Source organism: Tunturiibacter gelidiferens, assembly GCF_051013345.1.
In the GTDB taxonomy this organism is placed as follows: domain Bacteria; phylum Acidobacteriota; class Terriglobia; order Terriglobales; family Acidobacteriaceae; genus Edaphobacter; species Edaphobacter gelidiferens_A.
Genome location: NZ_CP132939.1, coordinates 6,087,071 through 6,113,003 on the forward strand (window position 1 = coordinate 6,087,071; position 25,933 = coordinate 6,113,003).

At 57.4% G+C, this 25,933-nt stretch carries 28 protein-coding genes, 1 tRNA gene and 3 pseudogenes; 20 read left to right on the top strand and 12 right to left on the bottom strand.

The window, feature by feature from the left end; all coding sequences use genetic code 11:
• Positions 1-10: 10 nt before the first annotated feature.
• Together RBB80_RS30720 and RBB80_RS30725 are read right to left on the bottom strand one after the other, a co-directional pair.
• Complete coding sequence (locus RBB80_RS30720; RefSeq protein ID WP_433965915.1) at positions 11-820, bottom strand: hypothetical protein; 810 nt, start codon at positions 818-820, stop codon at positions 11-13.
• 2 nt (positions 821-822) lie between these two features.
• Positions 823-1,722: a peptidylprolyl isomerase gene (locus RBB80_RS30725; protein ID WP_433965916.1), complete on the bottom strand. Its 900-nt coding sequence runs from the start codon at positions 1,720-1,722 to the stop codon at positions 823-825.
• A 276-nt stretch (positions 1,723-1,998) separates the two neighbouring features.
• On the opposite strand from RBB80_RS30725, the gene RBB80_RS30730 reads away from it, so the two are divergent.
• Positions 1,999-3,612, top strand: a complete 1,614-nt coding sequence (locus RBB80_RS30730; RefSeq protein ID WP_433965917.1) for a S41 family peptidase — start codon at positions 1,999-2,001, stop codon at positions 3,610-3,612.
• A 325-nt stretch (positions 3,613-3,937) separates the two neighbouring features.
• On the opposite strand, the gene RBB80_RS30735 is transcribed toward RBB80_RS30730, so the two are convergent.
• The 3 genes from RBB80_RS30735 to RBB80_RS30745 form a co-directional block, all read right to left on the bottom strand.
• Positions 3,938-4,012, bottom strand: a tRNA-Gly gene (locus RBB80_RS30735).
• Between the two features lie 240 nt (positions 4,013-4,252).
• A complete protein-coding gene (locus RBB80_RS30740; RefSeq protein WP_433965918.1) occupies positions 4,253-4,723 on the bottom strand; it encodes a hypothetical protein in 471 nt (156 codons plus the stop codon).
• Between the two features lie 236 nt (positions 4,724-4,959).
• Positions 4,960-5,274, bottom strand: a complete 315-nt coding sequence (locus RBB80_RS30745; RefSeq protein ID WP_433965919.1) for a hypothetical protein — start codon at positions 5,272-5,274, stop codon at positions 4,960-4,962.
• A gap of 301 nt (positions 5,275-5,575) precedes the next feature.
• Here RBB80_RS30745 and RBB80_RS30750 point away from each other — a divergent pair, with 301 nt between their 5' ends.
• The 6 genes and pseudogenes from RBB80_RS30750 (at position 5,576) to RBB80_RS30775 (ending at position 9,520) form a co-directional block, all read left to right on the top strand.
• The gene (locus RBB80_RS30750) at positions 5,576-5,737 is read left to right on the top strand and encodes a hypothetical protein (RefSeq protein WP_433965920.1); all 162 of its coding nucleotides are present in this window, start codon (positions 5,576-5,578) and stop codon (positions 5,735-5,737) included.
• A 19-nt stretch (positions 5,738-5,756) separates the two neighbouring features.
• Positions 5,757-6,188: pseudogene (locus RBB80_RS30755) on the top strand (hypothetical protein).
• Positions 6,189-6,306: 118 nt separating this feature from the next.
• Complete coding sequence (locus RBB80_RS30760) at positions 6,307-6,633, top strand: hypothetical protein (RefSeq protein ID WP_433965921.1); 327 nt, start codon at positions 6,307-6,309, stop codon at positions 6,631-6,633.
• On the top strand, positions 6,545-6,865 hold the full coding sequence (locus tag RBB80_RS30765) for a hypothetical protein (RefSeq protein ID WP_433970114.1): 321 nt from the start codon (positions 6,545-6,547) through the stop codon (positions 6,863-6,865). The genes RBB80_RS30760 and RBB80_RS30765 overlap by 89 nt, the downstream gene beginning before the upstream one ends.
• A 163-nt stretch (positions 6,866-7,028) precedes the next feature.
• Positions 7,029-7,682, top strand: coding sequence for a DUF305 domain-containing protein (locus RBB80_RS30770; protein WP_433965922.1), 654 nt, complete (start codon positions 7,029-7,031; stop codon positions 7,680-7,682).
• A gap of 243 nt (positions 7,683-7,925) precedes the next feature.
• Positions 7,926-9,520 (top strand): annotated as a pseudogene (locus RBB80_RS30775) (carboxylesterase/lipase family protein).
• A 462-nt stretch (positions 9,521-9,982) separates the two neighbouring features.
• On the opposite strand, the gene RBB80_RS30780 reads toward RBB80_RS30775, so the two are convergent.
• From RBB80_RS30780 to RBB80_RS30790, 3 genes are all read right to left on the bottom strand, one after another.
• Complete coding sequence (locus tag RBB80_RS30780; protein ID WP_433965923.1) at positions 9,983-10,801, bottom strand: methyltransferase domain-containing protein; 819 nt, start codon at positions 10,799-10,801, stop codon at positions 9,983-9,985.
• Positions 10,802-10,825: 24 nt separating this feature from the next.
• A complete protein-coding gene (locus tag RBB80_RS30785) occupies positions 10,826-12,061 on the bottom strand; it encodes an MFS transporter (RefSeq protein ID WP_433965924.1) in 1,236 nt (411 codons plus the stop codon).
• A 304-nt stretch (positions 12,062-12,365) separates the two neighbouring features.
• The gene (locus tag RBB80_RS30790; protein ID WP_433965925.1) at positions 12,366-13,262 is read right to left on the bottom strand and encodes an IS110 family transposase; all 897 of its coding nucleotides are present in this window, start codon (positions 13,260-13,262) and stop codon (positions 12,366-12,368) included.
• Between the two features lie 209 nt (positions 13,263-13,471).
• Here RBB80_RS30790 and RBB80_RS30795 point away from each other — a divergent pair, with 209 nt between their 5' ends.
• The 6 genes from RBB80_RS30795 to RBB80_RS30820 all read left to right on the top strand — a co-directional run bounded on the left by RBB80_RS30795 (position 13,472) and on the right by RBB80_RS30820 (position 19,027).
• Positions 13,472-13,738 (top strand): mercuric transporter MerT family protein, encoded by a 267-nt coding sequence (locus tag RBB80_RS30795; RefSeq protein WP_433965926.1) that lies wholly within the window; start codon positions 13,472-13,474, stop codon positions 13,736-13,738.
• Positions 13,641-13,841, top strand: coding sequence for a cation transporter (locus tag RBB80_RS30800; protein WP_433965927.1), 201 nt, complete (start codon positions 13,641-13,643; stop codon positions 13,839-13,841). The genes RBB80_RS30795 and RBB80_RS30800 overlap by 98 nt, the downstream gene beginning before the upstream one ends.
• A gap of 75 nt (positions 13,842-13,916) precedes the next feature.
• Positions 13,917-14,288, top strand: a complete 372-nt coding sequence (locus RBB80_RS30805; RefSeq protein WP_433965928.1) for a hypothetical protein — start codon at positions 13,917-13,919, stop codon at positions 14,286-14,288.
• Positions 14,289-14,385: 97 nt separating this feature from the next.
• Entirely contained in the window at positions 14,386-14,967 is a 582-nt protein-coding gene (locus tag RBB80_RS30810; protein WP_433965929.1) for a TolC family protein, read from the top strand.
• Between the two features lie 2 nt (positions 14,968-14,969).
• Positions 14,970-17,531 carry an efflux RND transporter permease subunit gene (locus RBB80_RS30815; RefSeq protein ID WP_433965930.1) on the top strand — a complete coding sequence of 854 codons (2,562 nt, stop codon included), beginning with the start codon at positions 14,970-14,972 and terminating at the stop codon, positions 17,529-17,531.
• 314 nt (positions 17,532-17,845) lie between these two features.
• Positions 17,846-19,027 carry a permease gene (locus tag RBB80_RS30820; protein ID WP_433965931.1) on the top strand — a complete coding sequence of 394 codons (1,182 nt, stop codon included), beginning with the start codon at positions 17,846-17,848 and terminating at the stop codon, positions 19,025-19,027.
• Here the strand turns inward: RBB80_RS30820 and RBB80_RS30825 are convergent.
• The 4 genes from RBB80_RS30825 to RBB80_RS30840 all read right to left on the bottom strand — a co-directional run bounded on the left by RBB80_RS30825 (position 19,024) and on the right by RBB80_RS30840 (position 21,607).
• On the bottom strand, positions 19,024-19,662 hold the full coding sequence (locus RBB80_RS30825) for a cation transporter (RefSeq protein ID WP_433965932.1): 639 nt from the start codon (positions 19,660-19,662) through the stop codon (positions 19,024-19,026). The two genes, RBB80_RS30820 and RBB80_RS30825, sit on opposite strands and share 4 nt — an antisense overlap.
• Complete coding sequence (locus tag RBB80_RS30830) at positions 19,652-19,798, bottom strand: efflux RND transporter permease subunit (protein ID WP_433965933.1); 147 nt, start codon at positions 19,796-19,798, stop codon at positions 19,652-19,654. The genes RBB80_RS30825 and RBB80_RS30830 overlap by 11 nt, the downstream gene beginning before the upstream one ends.
• Positions 19,799-20,072: 274 nt before the next feature.
• Entirely contained in the window at positions 20,073-21,194 is a 1,122-nt protein-coding gene (gene arsB, locus RBB80_RS30835) for an ACR3 family arsenite efflux transporter (protein ID WP_433965934.1), read from the bottom strand.
• Positions 21,194-21,607 (bottom strand): ArsR/SmtB family transcription factor, encoded by a 414-nt coding sequence (locus tag RBB80_RS30840; protein WP_433965935.1) that lies wholly within the window; start codon positions 21,605-21,607, stop codon positions 21,194-21,196. Before RBB80_RS30840 ends, arsB begins: the two co-directional genes overlap by 1 nt.
• A gap of 72 nt (positions 21,608-21,679) precedes the next feature.
• On the opposite strand from RBB80_RS30840, the gene arsM reads away from it, so the two are divergent.
• The 7 genes and pseudogenes from arsM to RBB80_RS30875 all read left to right on the top strand — a co-directional run bounded on the left by arsM (position 21,680) and on the right by RBB80_RS30875 (position 25,909).
• Entirely contained in the window at positions 21,680-22,615 is a 936-nt protein-coding gene (gene arsM, locus RBB80_RS30845; RefSeq protein WP_433965936.1) for an arsenite methyltransferase, read from the top strand.
• Entirely contained in the window at positions 22,573-23,370 is a 798-nt protein-coding gene (locus RBB80_RS30850) for a PP2C family protein-serine/threonine phosphatase (RefSeq protein ID WP_433965937.1), read from the top strand. The genes arsM and RBB80_RS30850 overlap by 43 nt, the downstream gene beginning before the upstream one ends.
• A 21-nt stretch (positions 23,371-23,391) precedes the next feature.
• Entirely contained in the window at positions 23,392-23,577 is a 186-nt protein-coding gene (locus RBB80_RS30855; protein WP_433965938.1) for a hypothetical protein, read from the top strand.
• A gap of 99 nt (positions 23,578-23,676) precedes the next feature.
• Positions 23,677-23,862, top strand: a complete 186-nt coding sequence (locus RBB80_RS30860; protein ID WP_433965939.1) for a hypothetical protein — start codon at positions 23,677-23,679, stop codon at positions 23,860-23,862.
• Positions 23,863-23,914: 52 nt separating this feature from the next.
• A complete protein-coding gene (locus RBB80_RS30865; protein WP_433965940.1) occupies positions 23,915-24,325 on the top strand; it encodes an arsenate reductase ArsC in 411 nt (136 codons plus the stop codon).
• A 472-nt stretch (positions 24,326-24,797) separates the two neighbouring features.
• Positions 24,798-24,995 (top strand): annotated as a pseudogene (locus RBB80_RS30870) (IS30 family transposase); the annotation flags it as partial.
• A gap of 215 nt (positions 24,996-25,210) precedes the next feature.
• Positions 25,211-25,909, top strand: coding sequence for an IS30 family transposase (locus RBB80_RS30875; protein ID WP_433969976.1), 699 nt, complete (start codon positions 25,211-25,213; stop codon positions 25,907-25,909).
• Positions 25,910-25,933: the final 24 nt, after the last annotated feature.

The window sequence follows — 25,933 nt, forward strand, 5'->3', positions numbered from 1 at the left end:
TTCGCGCCCTTCACCTTCTTCTTTTCTTCTTCTTGGCTGTATCTCCGTTCAGTCCCAGAGGTGCAGCCTGAGTCTGCTGAGTCGCCTTCTCTTCGGCACTCGCAGGGGCAGGCGCAGCTGCCGCCTTCTCCTTCACCTTCTTCACCTTTGCCGTCTTCTTCGCCGCCGCATCAACCTTCGCGCGGTCACTCATGCGGGTCTTACCAACCACCGGCGCAGTTGCTACCAGGGGATTCGGCCCCGTATCGGAGCTCGACTCCTGCGCACCCGTGTCCAGTGGTGCAATCGCCGTTCCGGGAGCAGCGGCCTGCGCAGGGGCAGCTGATGCCGACGCCGCGCCAGCACCTACATCGGATCCCGAAGCCGTCTCCTCGGGGCCTGCCGGCAAAGAGTTGCGCGGAGCCTGACCAAACCGGACCTTCTCCCGTTTCACCTTCGCCGGTTTAACAGCCTTGCCTTTCTTCGTCGTGGTAGTCGTCGTCGGAGCCGTTACCGCCGCAACCGGCGTAGCCACCGGCGCCGCCGTCGTCTTCGCGGCAGTGGAGAACTTCGTACCTCGATCAAATCTCTTCTTCTGCTGAACCGCCTTCTTCTTCGCGACTGGCGGAGCGTACGCCGTAAACACCGGCTTGGTCTGCTTCGCGCTCGCGCCCGAATCCACATACCCAGCGCGAATGTCGATATAAGCCTCTTCCCGCAGCTTCGTCAGGTACGCGCGCAACGCAGGTTGCATCTGCTCCGAATACATCGCCTCTTGTATCTGCGGCTCTACCTGCTTCAGCGGCGGCACACCGGGAGATACATGGTCGGTGACCTTCAAAATCACAAATCCCTGTCGTGTCCGAATCGGTGCCGTCCACTCCCCGCCTTCAGATCGAACGTCTGGTCTTCTAACACCTTCGCCAGCGCACCGCGCTTGTAAAGTCCCAGATCCCCACCCTTATCCGCCGTGGGCCCACCCGAATAAGCCTCAGCCAAATCCTCGAACTTACTGCCTGCTTTCAGCTTCGCCTCAACTGAGTCCGCCTTCGCCTTCGCCTGGGCGACCGCAGCGTCATCTGCATCCGCGGGTGTCGGAATCAAAATCTCGCTGAGTTTTATCTGCTCCGGCTGGGTGAACTCCTGCTTGTGCGCGTCGTAGTAAGCCTGCTCCTGACCCTGCGTGATCTGCAGTCGGCGGCCTACCTCGTCCCGCACCACCTGCTGGGTAATCACGCTATCGCGAATCCCCGCCTTGAAGTCCTCGAAGGAGACCCCCTGTTGCCGCGCCGCCTTCTCCAGGTCCTCCATCGTATCCATGTGATTCTGTTTGCGAATCTCGTCCAACCGCCGAATCACGTCAGCGTCCGCGTTGATCCCCAGTTCCTTGCCTCGCGAGAGCAGCAACTGCTTGTCGATCATGTCGCGCAGCAGGTTCTTCTGCCTCTCGGCAATGTCAGCGGCGCCTGGCCCCGTTTGCCGGGCCTCTTCCGCAAGCTGTTGTTCCGCCCGCTCCACGTCGCTCCGGCTGATGATCTGGTCGTTGACATGCACGACCACATCCTCCACCACTGTTCCATTCGGCGTAATGGGCTGGGTAACTGGCAGCGTCAGCACAGGTTGCGGCGCGTTCGGAACGCTCAAAGGGCTCTGGTACCGCGGCGCTTGTGCTTGCACCACTCCCGGTAGTGTCAGCAAACCTAGGCCGCACACCACCGCAAACTGCGAAATTCTCAAGGTCATCGTCACTCGTATCTTTATCAACATCCCAACTTCAAATCCCAGCCACATCCCGGGTCCGAACCCTTAGCGCCAACACGTCCGCCCCGGCTTTTTAGACTCAACCCAAGATTGGACGGTATCCGTACCCAATTCTAACTGCCATGCCCCGAACAAGCGAATCCCTCTTTCGCGCGAAGCCCAGGCTCACCCTAGGATGCTATACTCCGTCCAAGATAGGACATCTGTCCCAGCGCATCCTTAAGCGCCGTCTCCACCCTTTTGAGGTAACCCAAGCCCATGGCTCCCCGTACCCGCCGCGCCCTCTTCTCTGCTACCGTCTTTCTGGCCACCTGCGCCGTCATCGGCTCCTTCATCAACCAGAAAGTTGCCGCCCAGTCCGCCAGCGATGAGTCCACCCTGCGCGACTCGCTTCACTCCTTCACCAACGTCTACTCCCTGGTCGAGCAGAACTACGCCGAGCCCCTCAACACCGACAAGACCGACAAGGCCATCTACGACGGCGCAATTCCCGGCATGCTCCACGTCCTCGATCCCCACTCTAATTTTTACGACCCCAAGGCCTTCGCCCAGATGCGCGAGGACCAGCACGGCAAGTACTACGGCGTCGGCATGACCATCCAGCCCCAGCCAACTACCAGCGGCAAGACCAAGATCGTCGTCCTCTATCCCTTCGAAGGAACTCCCTCCTATAAGGCCGGCATCCGCCCCGGCGACGAGATCCTCACCGTCGACGGAAAATCCACCGAAGGGATGGACTCCGCCGCAGTCGCCACCCTCCTCAAAGGCGCGCGCGGAACCCACGTCTCAGTCACCATGATTCGCGAAGGCGCCGCCCGTCCCCTGGTCTTCGATCTCGTCCGCGATGAGATCCCCCGTCCATCGGTCGATCTAGCCTTCCTGCTGAGCCCAGGCGTCGGCTACATCCACGTCTCCAGCTTCATCGAAACCACCAGCCACGAGGTCGGCGACGCGCTCGACAAGTTCGGCGACATCCACGGTCTGGTCCTCGACCTGCGCGGCAACCCCGGCGGCCTGCTCAACGAAGCCGTCAACATGTCCGACAAATTCCTGCAAAAGGGACAGATCGTCGTCTCCCAACGCGGTCGCGCCTTCCCTGACCAGGTCTACCGCGCCACCCGCGGCGAAGAAGGTCCGAAGTTCCCCATCGTCGTTTTGGTCAACCGCAACACCGCTTCAGCCGCTGAGATCGTCTCCGGCGCTCTCCAGGATCACGACCGCGCCTTGATCGTCGGCGAGACCACCTTCGGAAAGGGACTCGTGCAGACTGTCTTTCAGATCACCGAGAACACCGGCCTCGCCCTCACCACGTATCACTACTACACGCCCTCGGGCCGTCTCATCCAGCGCAACTACGACCACGTCTCGCTCTATGACTACTACTATGTGCGCGAGGACTCCGACAAAGCGAAGAACAAGAACAACCTTGAGGTCAAACTCACCGACTCCGGACGTACCGTATACGGCGGCGGCGGCATCACCCCAGACGAGAAGATCGACAACCAGAAGCTAAACCACTTCCAGGACAATCTCCTCATCCACTACGCCTTCTTCAACTTCAGCAAGCACTATCTCGCCAGCCACACCGTCACCAAAGACTTCGCGGTCGACGATGCAGTCCTTCAGCAGTTCAAGGCCTTCCTGAAGGACAATCAGATCGACTACACCGACTCCGACATCGCAGGAGTCAACGACTGGGTCAGAGAGAGCATCAAGAGCGAACTCTTCACCTCGCAGTTCGGTCAACTCGAAGGCCTCAAGGTGCGCGCCGAGTGGGATCCGCAGATCGCCAAAGCTGTTACCTTCCTGCCCGAAGCCCAGACGCTCGAAGATCACTCCAAACTGGCCCAGAAGAACACCGCCAGCCGCTGAACTTCAACTCATCACAAATAGAAAAAGGCGTTCAAGCATCAGCTTGAGCGCCTTTTCTATGCTTCAAAACTCTGGAGCGGGAGACCGGGATCGAACCGGGAAGCTGACCGATCGATCTCTTTTCAAATTAACTATTCATGCCGTAAATCGTTCCTTATCACCAGTATGGAGCGATTGACCAGAGTGCATATACTCCGGCGTTTTGCATATACTGTTCCACGTTTTCAGTCGGTTTTGGACAGTATGGACAGTATGGACAGTATGGCATTTTGAAGAATGCTGTGAGTTTTTCAGTGGGGGAAGTTGTGTAATTTGCTTCAAAATCTGGAGCGGGAGACGGGGATCGAACCCGCAACCAACGGCTTGGGAAGCCGCTACTCTACCATTGAGCTACTCCCGCTTCGTTCGTAATTATACCCCGCGAACCAAGGCGAATCGACCGATGCTTTCGCCAGCGACTCAACGAAGGCCCGAAACCTTGCCTCGATCTCCGTAGCCGAAGTCGTCGGGTAGCCAGGTTCCTTCGCTAGCACTTCAAGTTCCGGTTGCCACTCCGTCGCGATCCGGACGACCGGCGGAAAGGCATGGCCTGCCGAGTAGGGCCCGGTGCAGGCGTGCAGCTTTTGGGCAATCTGTTCGCTCAGATTGAGGCATCGGACGGGTGCCGGGACGCGCAACCCCATCGTGGCAAGTCCTCGAATAGTTGGCACCACAAGTTCCACCGCACCCCGGCCAGACGGTCCCAGATCAACGTCGATGGTTTGCCACGCGCGGTTCGGTATCGGATGGCAAGTTCCAGTCGAACTGCGGCCACCTTGTCCATGTTCAATTGGCTTCCTTTCAAGAGAAAGGTGAAGTCATCGAAGCCGAGCGCAACTGCATCCTGAAATACTCGCAACCGCTTCGTCGGTTCGACCGGTACACCGATGTCGATATCCTTGGTGGCTCGTGCTCCCTCCGCGAACCTGAGTTCTAGGGCGACGCCGCCTTTCAGGTCGTAGCTGTCTAGAATGCCCTCGCTCACCGCCCGTTCGGGAACGCCGCAGAGCGCCAGAAACGAAACCCAACCGACGAAGACGCTCCTGCGCCACTCCCTGCTCTTTGGCGACACGGGCTAATGTCTTTTCGAGGCGTTCAACTGCTTGCGGTTTCAAATACCTTCACCTGGCTTCCGTTCGTTGATTGTGAAGGTGCAGATGAAGTCCGGGTAATGGATCTCCGAAGGCTGCTTGCCTCAGCACTGTTGAGCAGGCCCTCGCGGAGAGCACCGCTGACGAACTGCCGAGCAACGTCGGTTCGGTGTGTCGCCAAGAGAACATCCATAGACATACCTCAAAGGGACGAAAGCTACAACCCCGCTAACGGTGCAACTGCGACCGGATGAACCGGTCGCACGAAGGTTGCGGTGAGGAGTGGGATGCTGGCAATGTTGTCTGGCTGCGACTGCGCTTGGACGACTAGCTTGATGCGGGTGCCTGCCTGGAGCTGCGGGGCAAAGTGGCCCTGCTTGCCGAAGGCAACGACGTTGTAGTGAAAGGCCTGATGGTCGCGGTCAGAGATGATGGAGACTCCGAAAGCGGTGTACCTCCGTCCGGTCTTGGAAGTGCGGCTGGTGGCTGAGTTGCTGACGGTGCCGAAGAAGGTGATGGATTGGTTCTGCATGGTGTTTCTCCTTTTTGCCCGGTCAATCGGGACACATCCCAAAGGGCGCGAAGGTGCGCTGCTCCCAAGTCGCGGCATGGCCGCGTTGCCAAGGGCAGAAGTTTTTGGAAAGGGACCGGAGCCTGCGAGGGGGAGGAGTCCAACAGCCGAAGGGCGCGATACGCGAGTTTTGAACGCAGAGCCGAAGGGCGCAACTCCTGCACCGAACCGGTGGCCGAGTGAACGCGCGAACAGGAGATATGCAGAGACAACGCCTTCTCTCGCCCCAACGGTACGTCGCGTCGAATCAACTAGACGGCTGATGCTCCTCACCATTTCCACAACTCACCAACCCGCCACTGACCTCAGCTATTTGTTGCACAAGAATCCGGCGCGCCTCCAAACGGAGAGCTTTCGTTCGGCAAAGCCTATGTCTTCTATCCCGAAGCCTCTGTTGACCATTGCACGCGGCTCTGCTGGTTGAGATTGACCCGGTTGCTCTCGTGCGGGGTCGAGGACCTGCGGGTGAAGGTGGGCAGCTTGAGCAGTATGTGAATGACCGTCCCTACGCCGCAAACTCGTTCCTTAGCGTCGCACTGGGGCGGATATTCAGCACGGCAATAAGCGGTCGGAGTAAAAGATCGCCCTGAACTTGCGGAGATGGCGATTCCGTTGACGGCTCCGCTCGGGGCGGTGAGGATTTGGTGAGGCGTCTGTTTGAGCCGCTTGGCTACGCGGTCGAATTGAAGGGATCACAGCTTGACGACAATTTCCCTGAATGGGGCGAGTCTCCCTATGTCTCGCTTACAATCTCGGGGACGGTACGGCTACAAGATCTGTTGACATTGGTGGCCGCCGACAGAAATCGGGCGCCCCGGACTTCGGGCGCCCACGACAGCCAAGTGGAGCCGTGGGATGGCCGGTCTCGCCTCTAAAAACCACCCTGTTTAGAAGAAAGAAATCCCATGCGCTCCAGGCGCCTAAACATCCTCGTGCCTTGTCTGCTGATCGCGATCGTTCTGGTATTCATTTTTCTCCACGCACATCATCGACATGAAAGCGTTGCCGCTGAGTCGCCACCACCGCCAACCGGAATGGTGGCCACTTGCGAGAAATCGATGGTCCGGAAGACTTTCACTTCGTTTTGGGCTGTGGCCGTCTGGCGACGGCAGCCGCATTTATGTTGGGCTTGAGAACGGCGACGGCGTCGCTGCCATCGATACGCTTACCAACAAGGTGATCGCGACGATTCCCACCGGTCAGGCACCCCAAGCTCTCACCTATGCGTCCGATGCGGTGCCGTCGGGCCCGGAACGCAGAACCTGGAACCGCTCGGCGTCGCAGGCCAGTCGCACATCTTTCGCTCGCCGCTTCCGCTGAGGAGGCAGGCAATGCGCCCACCACCATCTCTCTGTTCAATCAGGGGCTGATCCAGGTGCTGGAAGCTGCGGTGTCCGGATTGCAGCCGAAGCAGTCCTACGAGCTTGTCCTCGCCGAGAACCCGGATGACACAGGCGCGCTGCAGCCGCTGCAACCCTTCAAGGCGAACCCGCTGGCGCGGCGATCGTCAACGCCATCGGTCCGATCCGGCAGCTCGTGGAGAGCGATGTGAAAGCACAGCGTCGCTATCTGGCGATCGTGCCAGCAAACGATACGGAGCTTGGCGCTCCGGTGCAGGTGCAGGTCCAATGACGAACGGCCGCCCGCCTGCGATCAACGGCTCCACGGTGCTTGGGGGCGGCTCCCCGTCAGCGCGATTTTGGAAGGAGAAACAAATGAGATTCAAATGGCTAGATTCAAAAGCCCCGATTTTGAAAAGCAGAAAGGAATTACTCACTTCGCTTGTTGCGGCCGCCGCGATCACAGCCGCGGCGTTCGCCATCGGTTCGGCCTCTCTAGCTTCGGCCCAGAACCTATCGCGACGGCCCAGCGCTACGGAAGTCGCGTTCCTGAAAGAGAACGACGCCGCCATGACAAAAATGATGAATGACATGGCCGTGAAGCCCACGATTGATGTCGACCATGACTTCGTAGCGATGATGGCGCCGCATCATCAAGGCGCTATCGACATGTCCGAAGCGGAGCTCCGCTACGGCCACAACGAGCAACTTATCCGCATTGCCCAGGACATTGTTGTTGAGGAGCTCCAGGAGATCGCGGCGATGCGCGCCGCCTCGGGCGAGAAGCTGACGCCGACGGAGGCAACGCTTGCGGCGAACTTCGCGGGCACCGCGGCGGGACCAGGTTTCTCTTCACCCATACCAGCGGACAATGTATCCCCGTCCCTCAAGACGGAGCGGCCCTTCCTGGCAGGGAACGCTGCCGCGATGACGAAGATGATGAATGACATGACGATCAAGCCGACCGGCAATATCGACCGCGATTTCGTCGCGATGATGGTGCCGCACCATCAGGGTCACATTGCATAACGGTCACGGCAGAGGTTGACTCCACTTGGCCGAAAAGTCGCCAACTGGGACACTTGCCGGTAATCCGTCCGGTATGCCGAATTGCTTCGATGTAGACATCACCAGCCTGGACAATCCCGTCTGATCACAGCCGGATATAGGCGTTTTGTCGATCCAACTGTTCTGGAGTTGTCCAGGCGCAGCATGTCGCGCATATACTGAGGCCCTAAATTGGGACAGGTCTCTTGAGCGAACGGAGCGGAAATGATCCGTCTAGTCAAAATCATTGCTCTTGCTTGTGCTTCCACTTGCGTGCTCGCGTCAGCTCAGACACCATCACGCGATCTCGTTGTTGCAATCGAAGGCGGCATCGTCCAAGGGGCTCAATCTCCTGAGTATCCCAATTTGATTTTTTTCCGTGGCATCCCGTATGCGACTCCGCCAGTCGGAGATCTCCGATGGAGACCTCCGCAACCGCTGGCCCGATGGGCGGGCGTTCGCAAAGCAGAGGAACTCAGTCCAGCCTGCCCGCAATCGGACACATGGTTCAGGATTCGCCAGCGACTGCTCAGCCAACTGGGAGGCGACCCATCCAAAGCTCGGCCCGCGGATAAGACAAGCGAAGACTGTCTCTATCTGAACGTGATGACGCCCCATCCTGGTTCAAGCCAACGCCTTCCCGTCATGTTCTACATCCACGGCGGCAGCGGGACCATTGGCCGCGGCGATGACGGCGGAGCCTCACTGGCCGCAACCGGCCAAGTCGTGGTCGTCACCATCAATTACCGAATCGGCGCGTTGGGATGGCTCTCCCATCCTGCGCTCACGGCTGAATCGGAACACCACTCCTCCGGCAACTATGGCCTGCTGGACCAGATCGCTGCTTTGCAGTGGGTGCGTCGCAACATCGCGCAATTCGGAGGCGATCCCAATAACGTCACGATCTGGGGACATTCCTCGGGGGCTATTACGTAGGCATCTTAATGATTTCGCCGTTAGCGCGCGGGCTGTTTCATCGGGCAATCCTGCAAAGCGGCGTGCCCTTTGACCCGCAACCGCGGCTTCATGATTCGTACGGAAATCTGGCGTCCGCTGAAGAGTCCGGGGTAAAAGTTGCCCGTTCTCTCGGGGCCGACGGTACCGACACGCTCGCCAAACTGCGCTCCATCCCGGCTGAAAAGCTGATCAATACAAACATGTCGTCGGACACCATCGTCGATGGCTGGGTGGTTACCGATCAACCGCTTGCGCTATTTGCGCGCGGGCGGGAGCTGGACATTCCGGTTATCGTGGGCAGCACTGAACGGGAAATGGCAAACCTGATCAGTTTCAACCCGGACCTCTCCGCCAATGCGTACCGTAGCTGGATCAAAGACACTCTCGGTTCGCTGGCCGAGGAAGGCTTGCGCGTTTACCCGGCACCCGGCACCGGCGACGCCTCCGCCGAATTCATCCGCGCCGGGAGCGACCTGGACTTTACTGCTCCTGCTCGGTGGCTCGCGCAATCGATGAGCAACAAGAAGAGCAAAGCCTATCTTTACCACTCTACCTTCAGCTTCGACAGCCCCGGCGGCGCTCGGTGGGGAGCGTTCCACGGCAGCGACCTAACCCTGTTGTTTGATACACCGGGCATCCCCAGGAATAAATCGGGGGACGCCTTGGCTCGAGCAATGCGCCAGTATTGGATTCAGTTTGCAAAGACCGGAGATCCAAACGTGCCGGACCAACCCAAGTGGCCCGGGTACGATGCAGCCAGGGGCTCATATCTGGAAATCGGAGAGCCGATCCACGCATCAGTGTCTCTGCACCCGGGGGCCTTTGACCTTATTGATCAGTTGTACAAAAGCCGCGAACGTTGATTGGCATCGGGGTACAGCATCAAGAACTCCGCTATCGCGATCGGTGCCGCACCTTGCAATGTGATGAGGCTCTACTTCAGTTGTGCCCTGGTTCGGGTTTTCTGAGCAATTGAACGCGGGTCGTTCTCCATTGCCGAGTAGAGACCGACGTGCCAATCGAGCCGGGCTCTTTCTGTTTTCTGAGTTCCGGTCGGATTGTGGGCTTGTCGGACACCTGCCAGCCAGACCAACGCTGGGATCCACGTTTCAGGTTAGCCGGTTTTAATTCCAAGTGAATAACTCCTGGTTTGCCCGTCACTCGGGACCGAACGGCTGAGTAGCCCGAGATGTCCTCCTAGGCGAGGGAATTCTCGACGTAGCTTCAATCCATGTGAAGACGATTTGCGACAGACGCAGGCCCGAGAGCGAAGGGAACAGAGACACGGTAGAGCCATCCTGCCCCCGCATGAGGTATGGCGAGCGTTAAGGCCGACGTCCCCAGACGGTCCAGAGGATCGGCGATGGCATCATGAAGCCTGGATCGTCCAGACCCGCGAGGTCTTCATTAAACTCACGCTCAGTGATGTAACCTGCATCGATCATCGCACTGCGAAGCTGTTCATAGTTCGAGCGCAGAAGAGAGACGCCCGGGGATCCGCTATGCCACATGAAAGTGCGTCCCTCTGCAGCTACGTCAACAAATCCATGGGCGCGCAGCCGTCCAAAGAGCCGGCGTCCGAATCTCCGATCGACTCCACGGCTATCCATGGTCCGCGCCATCGCAACGTAGGTCTTTGAATAAACCTCTCCGGGATTTGCAGAGGAAACCAGATCGATGGAGCTGTCGAACTCTTCGTCGACGAGCCAGCCTCCGGGCTTCAGAGCGGCGACCATGCGCGCCAGGGCTCTTTCGCGTTCGGGAAGGTGCAGCAACACCAGGCGTGAATGCACGAGATCGAAGGCGGCTTCGGGCAAGGCATCGTTGACGATATTGTGGCGGCGCACCTCGAGGTTGGTGACCTGTAAGGATTCAAGAAAGCGCGGGTCAATATCGGTAACAAGGACGCGTCCGGTAGAACCCACGCGGGCCGCGAGCCACGCAGCGATGGAGCCGCCACCGCCGCCGACCTCCAAGCAGTGCCAACCGGAGGTGAGGCCGCGCTCCTCCAGATGACGAATAGTTCCCGGATCAAAAATCGCTGCTAGCGCGGCGAATCGCGCCGAGGCCTCTTTACCGGCATTGTCCAGCAGGTAGGTCTGGCCTGCAGGACATCCTGTGCCACCTGATTCGTTATGTTCCATAGGTACTCCATTAGATTGGCCGCGTCAGTCGGGCAGTTGCTCACCTTCAGGCTCAGGCAACCAGAAACTCCCAATCAAACCAGCCACGCAGGCAAGCAGAGCGACTGTGCCGGCTGCATGGGAAAGACGAACGCCTGCGCCTGAGCCGGGCATTACGTTGGCGAGCTGGGTTGTGAGGAGGGCGGCAGAGACCCCGATCGTTTTGCCTCCGATGTTCACGGCGAAACTCTCGCCTGTGCCTCGCAAATGTGTTGGATAAACTCTGGGCAAATAGTTTCCCCAAAAGCTGTGGAGTCCGTTAAAAGAGCAGGGTGGCGAGGAAAACTCCAAGTCGGAGTAAAGCCAGGCTGTGGGTTGCCGCATAGAAAAAAGCCACCAGATAGCAATCAGCATTGGCCCAAAGCAGATGCGCAGACGACGGCGTTGCGTCACGATTCGGACGACCAGCAGGGCGAAGATCGCGCGGCCAGTCAAGCTGCCGAGCTCTTGAAACATTTGCACATTGCTGACCGTTTGCTCTACCTGTCGCGGTGCGAGATTTCGCACTTCGGCAAGCCCGGGGACAATGCGAACGGTATGCTGTAGCGCCCCATACCCCAGGGCAATCGTACACGCCACCAATAATGTCGTGATCAGGGTGGTCCTTCGGAGTGCGGGGCGGAAGAGCTCCCGGATGCGGGGCCGCTTTAAAGTTCCCTGGGATTTCTTCTCTCGCCAGACCGGCGATTCGGGCAGGAATGGCCGAACGAAGATCAGCGGAATCGCAGGAATGATTCCGGAGAGCAGAGTGTAACGCCAGGCCTCATGGCCTCCGCGGATGGTGGGGAATCGTTCCGCGTAGGTGACGGCGAGGTAATAGGCGCCTACTACCAACAGGCCTCCTAATGCGTAGAAGGACTGGGTGTAGGCCAGGACGGACTCTCGCTGTTTGGGATACGGAAACAGCTCCGCCAGCCACGCGAGCGCTGCCACATATTCGACGCTCACGCCGATCATCGTAGTGCAGCGAAAGACCACGAGCTCCGGCACCGAAGTGGCATAACTTGCCGCGCTCGCCGAGAAGGCATACAGCAAGATGCTCCAGACCAGCACGCGGCGGCGGCCAACAAGGTCTGCCAGATAACCACCGAGGAGCCCGAAGACGCCACCAATCGCAACGGGAATAAAGAACAACAGCCCAACCCAGAGGTTGAACGCTGAAGTCCCCGGTTTCAGGTCTCCGAGACTGGTCAGCGCAGGCCGCACAATAAGAGCCAGCATCAAAGTTTCGTAAAGATCAAAGGCAAAACCAAGACAGGCGACAGCACAGGTCAGCCACTGGATCGGCGTGAGGCGAGGAGCACCGGGGATCGCTTCCCTTAGCATATGTGGAGTAGTGCGCCGCGATTGCCCGGCGTTGCGTCAAACTGACTCGGGAATCGGGGCTGGGTGATGTCTAGCCCTGGGACCACCCAGTTGTCAATTCAATCCCCTGTCGAGCGCCGTTTCCCGTGGGGGTAGGAAGTGTGGTCGGCCACCTGTAGAAAGAAGACCTCCTTCGCAGCCAATTAGCAGCTTCTCGGGACTAGCCTTCGATCAGCAGACTTCGGAGATAAACGTTGCCGGCCTTGGTAATGCGGAGTTGCGGATCACGATCACCTGACTGACTGCGTCGCGGTCTCAGGCCGAGGTAGCAGCCGACATCGCGACTTCGTCCAAATCGCTCCTTGTTCCCTAGAGTGAGAACAAAGGTCAGGGCGGTGATGTGGCCCACTCCGTGGACCTTCAACAAAGCTTGTGTCTCTGGATACTTGGCTCGACCGAGCTGCTGGATCTGCTGGTCGTAGTGCTTGATCTTGAGCGTCATCGCCGCGATCTGTTCGAGCACCGGACCGAGTGCCTGCGCTAGCCCTGGCGGCATCACAGCCAGGCTCCGCTTGGCAAAGCAGCTCGTCGTTGAGGCCGGCATGCGGTGGCCGCAGGACTTCGTCAGCCCGCGCACCGCGTTCACCGCCGCTGTACGCAGTCGGACCATGAGATCGCGAGCGCGGATCAGTGTGAGGGCTTCCTGCTGTTCAACGGTGCGGTGCGCGATGGGACGTAGGATCTCCGGGTCAAGGCAAGCGTAGCGTGCCAGCTTCTCAGCATCGATCTGATCGCTCTTCCGATCACTGTGCGAGATCGCCCGCAGCTCCCGGACGTTCGCAACGATCACTTCGTGCCCAAGCTCCTGTAGCTGCTCGCTGATCCAGATCGAATGGGTCCCAGCTTCCATCGCCACGCGAGCCTGCGGAACATCTGTAAACCACTTCTCGATCGCCTTCGGTGTAGTTCGGAATCGGCCTCGGTCGACTACTTCGCCGTCCCGGTTAAGGGTGCAGTAATGGCTCCAAACATCGCCAAGGTCGATGCCAATCGTCATCTCCACCCTGGCCTGTCTGCGCGGGACTTCTGCAATGAGGTGCTGCGCTGGTTTTTTCATGAGAACAGTCTCCTACTTCTGGAAGACCTGCTCATTCCATTTCTCGGATCGCCAAGTCTTCGTATCGACGGGATTGACGTGGAGCCAGGTGCCCGGGAGATAAAAACATTCGGGTTTGGTTGCCGCACGTACTCCGATGACGAGGGAAGGCGGTCCGGCCTGCCTCCCGTCGGCCTCATTCAACAGGCAGCGCGTGAAAGAAGAAGCGCATGAACTCAAAACCAGCAAGCAGTTCGGGATTTCTTGCAGTCGGCGGTGTTGCCGCCGTCCTCGCATCTTCCTGCTGCCTGGGCCCACTTATTCTCGTAATGATGGGTTTCAGCGGTACATGGATCGGAAGCCTATCGGCCTTGGAACCCTACCGCCAAGTCCGTGACCTTGGCCGTACCGGGGATGACCTGCCCAACCTGCCCCATCACCATCAAGAAGGCATTGATGAAGGAACAAGGCGTTGCGAATGTCACGGTTCGTTATGAGAGGAAAGAACTTATTGTGTCGTTCGACGATGTGAAGACAACAACGGATGCCATCATGAAATCAACTGCGGCAGTTGGCTTCCCTTCCCAGATCGCAAGATGAGCAGCACTGATTCATTCATACTCACTGAATCGGCGTTTGCTCCATTCGTCAGGGAGACGTAGTCTAACTACAGGAATGCGTGTTCTCCGCCAATTCGGTGTGCTGGTCCTGCTCCTGGTGTCGTGCCTGGCCCCGGCGATGGCCTGCATGGTTCCGAGTGCGGAGATGAGCACTCAAGAGCGTGCCTGCTGCCGCATGATGAAGAACCAGTGCGGGCAGATGGAGATGCCGGCGTCACATGGCTGCTGCCAGAAGACCTCGGCAAGCGTTCACGATAGCGCGCTTGACACTAAGTCAATGACCTTCCACCCGGTAGTGGTTCCGATTATCTGGTTGGCTGCCTTAGAGCTGGTGAATCCAACCTCCGCCATCACTGGATGGGTTGAACGCCCCGACTACTCGCCTCTGAAGTCTCCTCCTTCGACCATTTCAATCCTAAGAATCTAGTCAGCTCCTCTCTCACACTCTTCTTTTGTCGAATGCAAGCGCGTGTCTGCGTGCTCTGGCAAATGCCTTGAACTGCCTTTGAGATTGGAGTTTCCGTATGAGCATGGTCTCTTTGACCGCCGCGCTCGTGCTGGTCACCGTGTTTTCTGCTTTCGGGCAGACGCCGGCGGCGAGTACGCCCACGCCCTTGTCCCAGCTTTTGACTGAGGCCGGGGGGAACAACCCACAAATCTCCGCAGCCAATTACGGCGTGCGGGCTGCTCGGCAAATGGCACCGCAGGTGACTACATTGCCGGACCCCAAGTTCACCTACCAACAGTTAAGTGCAGGCAGCCCGAATCCGTTTGCGGGATATACCAACAGCGACTTTGCCTACATTGGCATCGGGGCGTCACTGGAGCTTCCCTATCCTGGGAAGTTACGGGCGCGCGGAGAAGTCGCCGAGCGCGATGCCGACACGAAGCAAGCTGAGGTTGAAGTCACGAAAACCAGCATCGCTGACGCGGTAAAAGCCGACTATCTTCAGTTGGCCTACCTGCAACAGACGCTTGGAATCCTGCGGCAAAACGAATCGGTTCTTCACCAGCTCATTCAGGATGCAACGGCCCATTATCAAGTCGGACAGGGAATGCAGCAGGATGTCTTGGCATCCCGCTTTCTACCGTCATCGACAAAGTAAAGATGAGCACGAATGAAGTTGGTGGCCGCGTTCTTAACTTGAGCGGCGCGGACTACATGATCCGTGGTCTCGGCTATCTGCGCTCGCTCGATGATCTCGCTACGGTTGCCGTCGGCAGCAAAAATGGGACACCTATCCTGGTGCGCGATTTGGGAACGGTGAGCTTTGGCCCGGATATCCGCGAAGGGGTTGCAGAGTGGCATGGAGACGGAGAAACCGTCGGTGGAATCATCGTCATGCGTCAGGGCATGAATGCGCTGAATGTCATCAATGGAGTCAAGCAGAAGCTCCACGAGATCGCACCCTCTCTACCGCCCGGCGTCCAGATCATGACAGGGTACGATCGTTCTGATTTGATCGATGCGTCGATCAAAACCCTGCAGCGCGATCTGATCGAAGAAGCGATCATCGTCAGCCTGGTAATCATCGTCTTCCTGTTCCATTTTCGATCCGCGCTCATTGCCATCCTGGCCTTGCCCATTGCGGTGTTGATGTCTTTCATCCCGATGTACTGGCTGGGAGTGAGTTCAAACATTATGTCGCTGGGCGGCATCGCACTGGCAATAGGTGTGCTCGTCGATGCCTCCATTGTGATGGTAGAAAATGGCTACCGCCATCTGTCGGAGCGGCAGGATAAGGATGCCAGCCCGGTATCGGAACCGGAGCGGCACACCATCCTTATCAACGCAGCCAAGCAGGTTGGCCCTGCGCTCTTCTTTTCACTGATTATCATCGTCGTTTCATTCATGCCGGTCTTCCTGCTCGAAGCGCAGGAAGGACGCATGTTCCGCCCGCTGGCATGGACGAAGACCCTTGCGGTTGGCTCTTCCTCCATTCTTGCGATCACCCTTGTGCCGGTCCTGATGGTGATGCTGATTCGAGGCCGTCTACGGCCGGAGCGTGCCAATCCAATCTCGCGCATCACGCAGGCGATTTACCTGCCTATCCTAAAATTCTGCCTGCGACACCGCTGGCTCACCATTGTGGTCAACCTGATCTTTCTGTTGGTCACGTTCCCGCTTGCAACACGTTTGGGCAGCCAGTTTATGCCCGCTCTCTTTGAAGGCTCCACTCTCTACATGCCGACAGCTCTTCCCGGCATCTCCATTGAACAGGCGAAGGTGCTTCTCCAGCAGCAGGACCGCGTTCTGCGCAGCTTTCCGGAAGTTGCCAGCGTATTCGGCGCGGTTGGGCGGTCAGACAGCGCAACCGACAACGCACCGCTCGATATGTACGACACCACGGTCATGCTCAAGCCGCGCGAGCAATGGCCTGCCGGGATGACCTACGAAAAGCTCATTCAGCAAATGGATGAGAAGCTCCAATTTCCGGGACTCTCGAATACCTGGACAAGTCCGGTCGAAAACCGCCTGGACATGGAATTGACCGGCATCAAGACACCGCTGGGCATGAAGGTGCAGGGGCCGAATGTCGATGGTATCCAGCAATTGGCTTCGCAGCTTCAGACTGTTCTCTCCGGACTTCCGCAGGTGCGATCTGTCTTTGCTGAGAAGGTCGCGCAGGGTTTCTATGTCAATGTCGAAGTCAAGCGAGAGGAGGCGGCGCGCTACGGTCTGACGATCGCGGATATTCAGACTGCTGTTTCATCCGGCATCGGCGGACAGAACGTCGCCGAAAACATTGAGGGCCGCGAGCGCTATCCGATCAATGTTCGCTACCAGAGAGATTTCCGCGACAATGTCGAGAAAATGCGCGGGGTGCTGATCGGCACTTCATCTGGCGCGCAGATTCCGCTGGCACAAGTAGCGAAGATCTCCTTCACGCATGGTCCGGCCATGATCCGGGATGAAGACGGTGCGCTGACGGGATACATCTACATCGATCTCAAAAACTCCGATTATGGCGGCTTCGTTGCACAGGCAAACAAACTCATTCATGAGAAGCTTGCACTGCCTGCAAACTACACCTTCCAGTGGTCGGGAGAATATGAGCTCGAACTGCGTGCTAAACAGCGGTTGGAACTGATTCTTCCGGTTGTCTTCTTCGTGATTTTCCTCTTGCTCTATCTGGTCTTCCACTCAGTTGCCGAAGCGCTTGTTCTCATCTTTCCAACCATCTATGCGATGAGTGGAGGATTGCTCCTGCAATGGTTTCTTCACTATAACTTCAGCGTCGCCGTGGCGGTCGGTTACATTGCGCTCTTTGGAATCGCTGTAGAGACGGGCGTCGTCATGGTCGTTTATCTCCATGAAGCTCTCGAACACAAGCTACAAAGTGGAAAAGCGTTGACGAATGCCGACGTTGAAGAGGCAGCCATTGAAGGCGCTGTTCATCGTTTGCGGCCAAAGCTGATGACGGTCTGCGCTGTGCTTGCCAGCCTGGTCCCGATTCTATGGGAATCCGGTATCGGGTCCGATGTAATGAAGCCAATTGCCGCGCCTATCGTTGGCGGCATGATTACTTCCACTATCCACGTCCTGATTCTGGTGCCTGTCTTCTTCGTAATGATGAAGGAACGGGCACTGAAGCGTGGAACACTCGTTCCGCGGGACAAGGACTCCGCCTCAACCAGCAACGACTCAGTTGTTCAACATTCGTTTTAAGGAGATCCCTGGGCGCACAGGCCTCTTCGCCCAAGCGTCGCAAACCATTACCGGAACGGTGAGCGACGCCCTGTGCGGAGCTCACCATATGATGAAGGACGCGACGCCAGCTCAATGCACACGGGAATGCGTCAAACAAGGCTCTGACTTCGCTTTGGTCAGCGGAAGTAAGGTCTACACCTTGAAGGGAAACAAAACACAGTTCGACAGATTCGCTGGGGAGAAGTTGTGAAAGGCGAGGAATCCGGCACAACAATTTCAGTGAATTCCATCACAGCATCCAAATAGTAAAGAGTCGCGAGGAGACGTTCGGTATGGTGGCAGCGATCGGTCACGCTCTGATGATGTCGTTCACGATGGCCTGGGAGATTCTTTGGGCGCTGATTCTCGGGTTTTGGCTTTCGGCAATCATCCAGGCCGTGGTGTCCAAGGAAGAGATGAGCCGTTTGCTGCCCGACGACTCGCCCAGGACCATTGCCGTGGCATGTGGCCTGGGAGCTGCATCGTCTTCCTGCTCCTACGCTGCCGTCGCCCTCGCTCGCTCGATGTTTCGCAAAGGAGCGAACTTTACGGCGGCAATGGCTTTTCAATTCGCCTCCACCAATCTTGTTCTCGAACTGGGCATCTTGCTCGTCGTGCTCATGGGGTGGCAGTTCACCCTGGCTGAATTTACTGGAGGGCCACTCATGATCGTCATCATGGTGCTGCTCTTCAAAGCATTCCTTACGCCCCGGATCGTCGAAGCGACACGACAACAAGCGGAGAAAGGTCTTCAGGGACGCATGGAAGGGCATGCCGCAATGGATATGTCCGTCCATGAAGGCACGATCTGGCAGCGAATGACTTCAGACAAGGGCCGGACGGCCATCAGCCACTTCTTCGTGATGGACTGGGTCGCTATTTGGATCGATATCGGAGCGGGCTTGCTGATCGCTGGAGCACTGGCAGCTTGGGTGCCGAATCACTTTTGGCAGGCATTCTTCCTGCAGGAACATCCGATTCTGACGAAGTTATGGGGACCCGTTGTGGGACCGATCGTCGCCATCCTCTCCTTTGTATGCTCGGTGGGAAATGTTCCGCTAGCTGCGGTTCTCTGGAATGGCGGCATCAGCTTTGGCGGAGTGCTTGCATTCCTTTTTGCAGATCTTATTGTGCTGCCCATCCTGAATATCTATCGCAAATATTATGGGCTGAAGATCAGCGGGTTTTTGCTCCTAATCTTCTATATCTCGATGGCGTTAGCCGCGCTTGCGGTGGAATTCCTCTTTGGAGCATTGCATCTGGTTCCACAGCAGCGAAAAGCGCAGATCGTGGAGGAGGCTGTTCGTTGGAATTACACCACGATCCTCAACATCGTTTTTCTTGCTCTTGCGATGCTTCTGGTCATTCGCTTTCTACGAACCGGAGGTCCCGCTATGCTGCGCATGATGAGCGGTGCCGGTCAGCAAGAACATGGTCATGCAGAAGATGCCCACCGGCATCACGGTCACACTTAGTGGCAACCGCAGCCTTCACCGCGCATCGCTCTTCGCCCTTCAACGATCAGAATGGGGACCGCGGCCAGCGCTGCTGCTGAATCTACCCAATGGATATGAAAAAGGGCATTGATGCCAAGCCCTGCGATGGTCAAGGCAGCGAGGTAAGCGCAGGTCGCGGACTGCACCGCGTCTGCCGCCAGTGGTCGGTTACTGGTGGCCTTCGCAACGCGGCGCTTGCCCCAGGCGAGCAGAGGCATGACGAAGAGGGCAGCCACCGTGATTCCAAGTCCGAGGCAACTTGGTTCTGGTTGAACGCGGAAGAGCAGCGCCCCTGCCGCGATCAACGTGACGACTCCCGCCAATACAAAGAGTAAAATTCCGGCCCATCGCTCAGCACGCTCTTTACTGAACGTAACGGTAGGGGTGAATGATAGGAGCACCACACTCGCGGAAAGCAATTCCACTAAACTGTCGGACCCGAAGGCCAGAAGTGCTACACTCCTGGCCTGCTGAGCGGAATAGAGAGACACAGCGGTTTCCACCAGCATCCAGACGAGTGTGATGCCTTGGAGCCACACGACGGCTGTAGGCACCCTGCCTGGAGGAGTGCAGCCGTAATCATTGCTTCCAGCGATCCGTTGGCTAGTCTCCATAACTCTCCTTCTTAGCCCCAACAGACCTCTCTCGCCGCTTTTCTATCCATTGGTAAAGCGCAGGAAGAACGAGCAGGGTCAGCAGCGTCGATGTCACCAGCCCGCCGATGACAACTGTTGCGAGAGGACGCTGCACTTCCGCACCAGCTCCATGAGAGACAGCCATAGGGATGGATCCCAAACTGGCAACGGCAAACGTGTTTCAACACCCTGTTCGACAGCCGTTTCAATCGGCGATCCCTTCTGTCGCAGTTCCCGAATGTATTTCAGCAGAACGATCTATCTTGCCACATTCCATCTCCGGTCATTGAGTTTTCGACGATGCGAAGACAATACCGGATGCCACCATGAAATCAACTGCAGCAGTTGGCTTCCCTTCCCAGTTCGCAAGATGAGCGGCACTGATTCGGCTATGGCGCGTCCTCGACCGGATGAACGTGGAACTCCTTCATCTCTGAGCTGAAGTACCGCCGCCTCATCCAGAAGGCCACATTGACCAGCCCGATGAGTGCCGGAACTTCTATCAGCGGCCCGACGACACCGACGAAGGCCTCGCCGGATTTCAATCCGAAGACGGCCACTGCCACCGCTATCGCCAGCTCGAAATTGTTGCCGGCTGCTGTGAAGGATAGAGTTGCCGATTGTGCGTAGTCCGCGCCCAGCTTCTTGCCCATCCAAAAACTGACCATGAACATGACGAGGAAGTAGATGACAAGCGGGATCGCTATCTTGACCACATCGAGCGGGAGTCGCACAATCAAATCGCCCTTGAGGGAAAACATAACGAGAATCGTGAACAGCAGCGCAACGAGGGTCAGAGGGCTGATGCGAGGAATGAAGCGAGTCCGATACCACTCCTCTCCCTTCACGCGGATTAGAACGTAGCGAGTTATGAACCCAGCGACAAACGGCACGCCCAGATAAAGTCCCACACTCTTCGCAATCTGGCCGATGCCAATAGGAACAATGCTTCCCTCAAGCCCGAACCATTTCGGCAGGACCGTCAGGAAGACCCAGGCATAGAGGCTGTAGAAGAGCACCTGAAAGACGCTGTTGATGGCAACGAGTCCAGCAACATAATCCGTGTCGCCTTCCGCGAGTTCATTCCAGACCAGCACCATTGCGATGCAGCGGGCTATGCCGATCAGGATCAGCCCGCGCATATAGGCGGGCTCGTCCCGGAGGAAAACTATCGCCAAGAGGAACATCAGCACCGGGCCAATAAGCCAGTTCTGCACGAGCGACAGCCCGAGAACGCGCTTGTTGCGGAATACCTCTCCCAGCTTTTCGTATCGCACCTTCGCCAGAGGCGGAAACATCATGATGATGAGGCCGATTGCGATAGGGATGTTTGTTGTCCCAGTCTGAAAATGGTTGACGAAGCCGGCAGACGACGGAATGAAGTGGCCGATGGCAACGCCGATCGCCATAGCAAGAAAGATCCACACCGTCAGAAATCGGTCGAGAAACGAGAGCTTCTTTCGAACGGCAGGGGCACAGACACGACCTTGAGTAACGGGGGCGGTGGACATTAGCAGGCCTCGCAGGATGTTTCCTGGATCGTTGTGGGTAATGGAGCGCCTTCGAGGAGGGCGTACTTCGCCGGGGAGCAACAGGCCTTTGTTAGCCGCGCCCTGTCGGCCTGCATTGTCTTTTCTTCTTTCAGCCAGCCGAGCGTCTGGCGCAGGATCTGTGCCGCTCCGATATGCGGAGGCATGACGATCCGATAATGCATCCACTTCCCCTCCCGTCGCACAGCGACGATACCGGCGCTGCGGAGGTAAGCCAGGTGACGAGAGATCTTCGGTTGAGGTCCGCCCAGGATCTCAACAAAATAGCAAACACAAATCTCCTGATCGCCAATGAGATTCAGGATCCGGAGCCGGGTGTTATCCCCGAGAGCCTGAAAGAACCGTTCCACGTTGAAGGTCTGCTTCGCTGCCATATATTTATGTATACGCCTTGACGTATGCGAAAGCAAGCCATATAGTCGCCTAAGCGAATGTTTGGAGGGAATATGTCAGAGCAGCTATTAGATTCGGTGAAGTCGAAGTACGGAGCGGTTGCGGAGAGCACCTTATCGAACGACCACGCGGGTGTGAAGTCGGTTGCGGAGGCGTTTGGTTACAGCGCCGAAGAGCTCACTTCCATTCCGGCAGGGGCTAATATGGGCCTCTCCTGCGGCAATCCCACAGCTACAGCCCACCTGAGAGCCGGAGAGGTTGTGGTGGATCTTGGCTCAGGCGGCGGTCTTGACGTTTTTCTAGCGTCGAAGATGGTTGGGCCAGAGGGCCGCGCGATCGGCATCGATATGACCACCGCGATGATCGAGCGCTCGCGTGAGAACGCGCAGCAGGGCGACTACACCAATGTGGAGTTCTACCAGTCCACCATCGACCAGATTCCGCTCCCGGATGCTTCCGTCGATTGCGTCATTTCGAACTGCGTCGTGAATCTGGCGCCGGACAAGCCTGCTGTCTTCCGCGAGATCGCGCGCGTCCTGAAGCCAGGTGGCCGTGTCGCCCTCAGTGATATTGCACTGAAACATGAGTTGCCAGAAGCCGTTGCTCAAAGCATGGCGGCGTACGTCGGCTGTATCGCAGGGGCCATCCTCATAGACGACTACCGCGCAGGGCTGCTTGGAGCAGGATTTCAGCACGTCGAGATCGTGGATAGTGGGGCAGACCTAAACGCATACGCAAAGGTTGAAAATCAGGCGGCTTGCTGCTCTCCCAGCATGGAAGCTGGCAGTCCGTTCCAAGTGATCGAGGCGGCTTGCTGCACCCCAGCAGCCAGCGAGCCATCGTTGCACGAAGAGTTGACGACGCTTCTCTCGCAATATGACGTGAACGCCGCGGCCGCCAGCGTCAAGGTATATGCCATAAAGCCGGTCAAGAACGCTCAAGCGGCTTGCTGTGGCCCGACCTGCTGCGCTCCAACGGCGGCACTGTGACTATCGCCCCTCAAATCGACGTCGGATTGCAAGCTCAGTTGGAACTGGCCCGGCAGGTTCAGCTGCGCTTACTTCCGGACCGGCGCTGCTGCCTTAGCGACTGGGAGGTAGCGTTTTCTTACGAATCTGCTGGATTTGTAAGCGGCGACTATGTCGATTTGATTCCGGCGGGAGCCGACGCGTTCTATTTTGCTCTCGGCGATGTGTCGGGCAAAGGAGTGGCAGCGTCGATGCTGATGTCTCATCTGCATGCCACGCTGCGGACTTTGCTACCTTCAAACCGGACGATTGAAGAAGTAGTGACCATCGCGAGCAGCACCTTTTGTCAGAGCGCACTTCCTGCCCAATTTGCGACATTAGTGTTGGGCAAAGCAGATCGTAGCGGGAATGTGGAGTTGGTCAACGCCGGCCATAACCCGGTGCTACTTGTCGAAGGCGCTGAAGTTGAGGTTATTGGGGCTGCGAGCCTTCCGCTCGGGATGTTTTGCTCGACCGAGTTCGCAAGCGTAAGGCGAAGGGTTAGCCCGGAGAGCACGCTGTTCTTGTACTCGGACGGAATTACAGAATCGACCAATGAGTCCGGAAATGAGTTTGACCAGAACCGCCTTTCCAAGACACTCCTTCAATCGAGAAATCTGCCCCCAACTGCGGTTGTGGAAACGATCCAACGCACCATCGGTCGTTATACCAACGGTGCGCAACCAAGCGATGACCGCACAATGCTTGCGCTTCGCTGGTCGCCGAAAGGAATTTGAACAATACCACACTACAATGTCTTGTTCCTCTGCACAGGAAATTCCGCACGATCGATCATGGCCGAGGCAATCATGAATCGGAAAGGGATGCCGACCTTCACCGCCTACAGTGCCGGAAGTCACCCTTCCGGTTCTGTGCGTCCCGAGGCTCTCAGCCAGATCGAGAACGCGGGTTTGAGCGCTGAGAATTTCCGCAGCAAGTCCTGAAATGAGTTCTCTAAACCGGATTCCGCCTCGCTTGATTTCGTCTTCACAGTCTGCGATAACGCAGCGAACGAGGTCTGTCCTTTGTGGCCTGGTCAGCCCATGACGGCGCACTGGGGAATCCCCGACCCCGCCGCCGTCCAAGGAACGCCAGAAGAGATCGAACATGCTTTTAGTCAGGCTTTCACCATGCTCGACCGACGTATTAGCCTTTTTCTCTGTCTTCCGCTCGCGACGCTCGACACATTCTCTTTGCAGAAGGAAATCGACAACATTGGGAAGCGGTAGACGCTCGCGATGCGATTTCACCTACTCAACACGATTACAACCGGGAGACACGATGCTTAAGGTAATTTTCGCCTGCGTACACAATGCTGGCCGTTCACAGATGGCCGCAGCTTTCTTCAACCAGCTTGCCGACCGAACCAAGGCTGAAGCTGTCTCCGCAGGCACCGAGCCAGGTTTGAGAGTGCATCCAGAGGTTCTTGCCGTCATGCAGGAGATTGGCATTGATCTCAGCGCCGCCACACCACAAAAGCTGACCCAGGAGCTTGCAAACGATGCGGCCCTGCTCATCACAATGGGTTGCGGCGACAAATGTCCCTACGTTCCGGGCCTTCGCCGAGATGACTGGCCATTGTCCGATCCAAAAGGCCGTCCCATGGATGAGGTTCGTGCAGTGCGCGACGATATCAAGGTTCGTGTTGCAGAACTCATTCAAGCTGAGGGATTGGAAAAGGAGGCAGCGTGACTGTCCACCCAGCTACGCCGCGATGATGAAGTGACAACTTCTGCGCCAATCCGTGGGATTCACCGCACAAATTCCGCCACAATTGCCAGAGGAGTGTTTTGGGCACTCCCAAATTGGGATAAATCAACGGCTGTAACAGACACTTTTTCCGCCAACCTACACGAGTTCCGACATGGCGACCACCGCTTTGAGTGGAAACGGGCTGAGTTTGAAGACTGGGCAAATGGAGTTGCAGAACGATTTGGATACGAGGTTCGGTTTGAGCCAGTAGGCCCAGTCGATAGATTGAGATGAATGTGATATGAAAAGGCAGAATCGAACTCTGCCATTTACGGTATTTCCTTGCTGTGGCTGGAACGCTGGCGGTCTCAACCGGTCGGTGCAACACCATCTGATATGAATTCATTTTCTAAAGGTGGTGTTTATGGCACAAGGAAAACGGAACAGGCTTTCCACTGAGCAGCGGACGGAGATGTGGCGCCGCTGGAAGTCGGGCGAGTCGTTGCATGAGATTGGGCGTGCCTTCGGTAAGGGGCATGGTTCCATTCGGTTCCTGTTGACGCAGCGCGGCGGGATCGTTCCTGCTGCTCGTCGGCGCTCACCGCGAACGTTGACGCTGGCCGAGCGGGAAGACATCTCACGTGGAATTGCATCCGGTTCGTCGATTCGGGAGATAGCCAGCGGGTTGCAACGGCCTGTGTCGACAGTGAGCCGGGAGGTGGTGCGTCATGGCGGGCGGCCACTCTATCGAGCCAGTGAAGCCGATCGTCAGGCCTGGGAGTCGGCTCTGCGACCCAAGGTGTGCCTTCTTGCCATCGAAGAGAAGTTGCGGACGATCGTGGCCAGTAAACTGATCCTGGACTGGTCGCCGGAACAGATTTCGAAATGGCTGAAGGTCCACTATTCCAGCAACGAGAGCATGCGTGTGTCCCACGAAACCATCTACCGCAGCTTATTCATCCAGGCCCGCGGAGTGCTGAAAAAGAGCTGGTTGAGCACCTCAGGTCCAAGCGGCTTATACGTCGCTCACGGCACTCGCGGGCTGCGGGACAGTATCGAGGTCAGATCGTCGATGCCATCTCTATTAGCGAAAGACCTGCCGAGGTTGAAGACCGCGCTATTCCCGGTCATTGGGAGGGCGATCTGCTCGCAGGCAGCAAAAACAGTCATATCGCAACCCTGGTGGAACGGCATTCGCGTTTCACCATGCTGGTCAAAGTGCCCAGCAAAGACACCGCGACGGTCGTCGCCGCGCTGAGCAAGCATGTGCTTAAACTCCCCGCGACCCTGCGGCGCTCCTTGACCTGGGACCGGGGGCACGAGATGGCAAAACACAAGAGCTTCACGGTAGACACCAATGTAAAGGTCTACTTCTGTGATCCGCAGAGCCCTTGGCAGCGCGGCACCAATGAAAATACCAACGGCCTACTAAGACAGTACTTCCCCAAGAAGACCGACTTGTCCGTCCACTCTCAAGCCGATCTCAACAAGGTAGCTCTGCGCCTCAATCAACGCCCGCGACAAACTTTGGGCTTTGAAACTCCGGCGAGTAAACTGCAAGCCAGTGTTGCATCGACCGGTTGAGCCCGCCCACGTCATCGGAAAGTT